This window comes from Pseudomonas sp. NPDC090592, from assembly GCF_044769185.1.
Lineage (GTDB): Bacteria > Pseudomonadota > Gammaproteobacteria > Pseudomonadales > Pseudomonadaceae > Aquipseudomonas.
Window position 1 is genome coordinate 1 of the sequence record NZ_JBIVXJ010000067.1, and the last position, 2,209, is coordinate 2,209.

The 2,209-nt window shown below is 59.3% G+C and carries 1 protein-coding gene; it reads left to right on the forward strand.

All coding sequences use genetic code 11. The features are described 5' to 3' along the window. A partial coding sequence (locus tag ACIQUI_RS28410) for an immunoglobulin-like domain-containing protein (protein ID WP_403204405.1) occupies nucleotides 1–2,209 on the forward strand: 2,209 nt, incomplete at both ends.

Below are 2,209 nucleotides of genomic sequence, written 5' to 3' on the forward strand. Positions count from 1 at the left end.
GGCGGCGTGATCACCTACACCGTGACCCTGAGCAACCCTGCCCAGACCCCGGTGACCGTGACCCTGTCCAACGGCCAGACCATTACCGTTGAGGCGGGTAAAACCCAGGGCAGCGTTGATTTCCAGACTCCGGCGAACGATGTCTACAACAATGGTTCGACCGTCAGCGTCACCATCGAGAACGCCACAGGCGGTAACTTCGAACAGCTGACCCCGAACCCGACCCCGGCGTCGACTGTCATCAATGACAGCATCGATACCGTCACTGTAAGCATCGTCAGCAATGGCAATGTGACCGAAGACCAGCAGCCTTCCTTCACTGTGAAAGTGAGCCAGGCGCTGGACCGTCCGCTGACCGTGACCCTGTCGAACGGCGACACCGTCACCATCGAAGCCGGTAAAACCGAAGCCGAGTACAAGACACCGGTCCAGGGCGATGACGTCTACAAAGACGCAGGCTCCATCACCCTCAGCGTCACTGGCGCAACTGTGCCGGGGGCCACCTTCGAGAAGCTGGCCTTGGGTGACCCGGCTACCGTTGAAATCTCTGACACCATCAGTGAGGTAGTGGCCAAGCTGACCGCCACGCCTTCGGTAACCGAAGGCGGCGAGATCACCTACACCATCACCCTGACCAACAAAGATGGTCTGCCGATCAACAACCACAGTGCATTGACCTTCACGCTGAGCGACGGCAAGACCGTCATCACCGTCCCGGCCAACGGCACGACCGGTTCGGTTACTGTTACCGCTCCGGACAACGTGTACGTCGGCACCAACCCTGCAGTGGTGCAGTCGATCGCGACCGTTGCTGGCGCTGATGTTGGCAAGTTCGAGCAGTTGACCCTGGACAAGACCCCGGTCAGTACCACGGTTACCGACGAGCCGGGTACACCGGGTAACCCAGGCGGCAGCAACGAAGGCGATATCGTCAAGGTCACCATCGAAGCCAACGAAACGTCGGTGCTCGAGAACGAGAAACCGACCTTCACCGTCAGCATCAACACCAAGCTGGACCACGACCTGATCGTGACCCTGAGCAACGATGCCAAGGTCACCATCATTGCCGGTGAGACCAGCGCGAAATACACCCACGCTGAACAAGGCGACGATGTCTATAAAGATGCCGGCGAAATCAGCCTGGGTCTGAAGTCGGCCGTTGACGCCACAGGTGCGACCTTCGAAAACCTGCAGCTGGGTGACCCAGCGTCGGTCAAGGTCGAAGACACCACCAGCGAAGTGATCGCCAAGCTGACCGCCACGCCGTCGGTCACTGAAGGCGGCGAGATCACCTACACCATCACGCTGACCAACAAAGACGGCTTGCCGATCAACAACCACGCGCCGCTGTACTTCAAGCTGGCCGATGGCACCAATATTGTGGTCGCGGCCAACAGCACCACCGGCTCGACCACTGTCATCGCCCCGGACAACGTCTACACCGGCAGCAATCCGCCTGTAGTCAACGCTATCGCATCGGTCAGCGGTGCTGACGAGTGGAAGTTCGAACAGCTGACCCTGGACAAGACCGAGGTCAAGACTCAGGTTACCGACGAGCCAGGCACTCCGGGCAACGAAGGCGATATCGTCAAGGTCACCATCGAAGCCAACGAAACGTCGGTGCTCGAGAACGAGAAGCCGACCTTCACCGTCAGCATCAACACCAAGCTGGACCACGACCTGATCGTGACCCTGAGCAACGATGCCAAGGTCACCATCATTGCCGGTCAAACCAGCGTGAAATACACCCACGCTGAACAAGGCGACGATGTCTATAAAGATGCCGGCGAAATCAGCCTGGGTCTGAAGTCGGCCGTTGACGCCACAGGTGCGACCTTCGAAAACCTGCAGCTGGGTGACCCAGCGTCGGTCAAGGTCGAAGACACCACCAGCGAAGTGATCGCCAAGCTGACCGCCACGCCGTCGGTCACTGAAGGCGGCGAGATCACCTACACCATCACGCTGACCAACAAAGACGGCTTGCCGATCAACAACCACGCGCCGCTGTACTTCAAGCTGGCCGATGGCACCAACATTGTGGTCGCGGCCAACAGCACCACCGGCTCGACCACTGTCATCGCCCCGGACAACGTCTACACCGGCAGCAATCCGCTTGTAGTCAACGCCATCGCATCGGTCAGCGGTGCTGACGAGTGGAAGTTCGAACAGCTGACCCTGGACAAGACCGAGGTCAAGACTCAGGTTACCG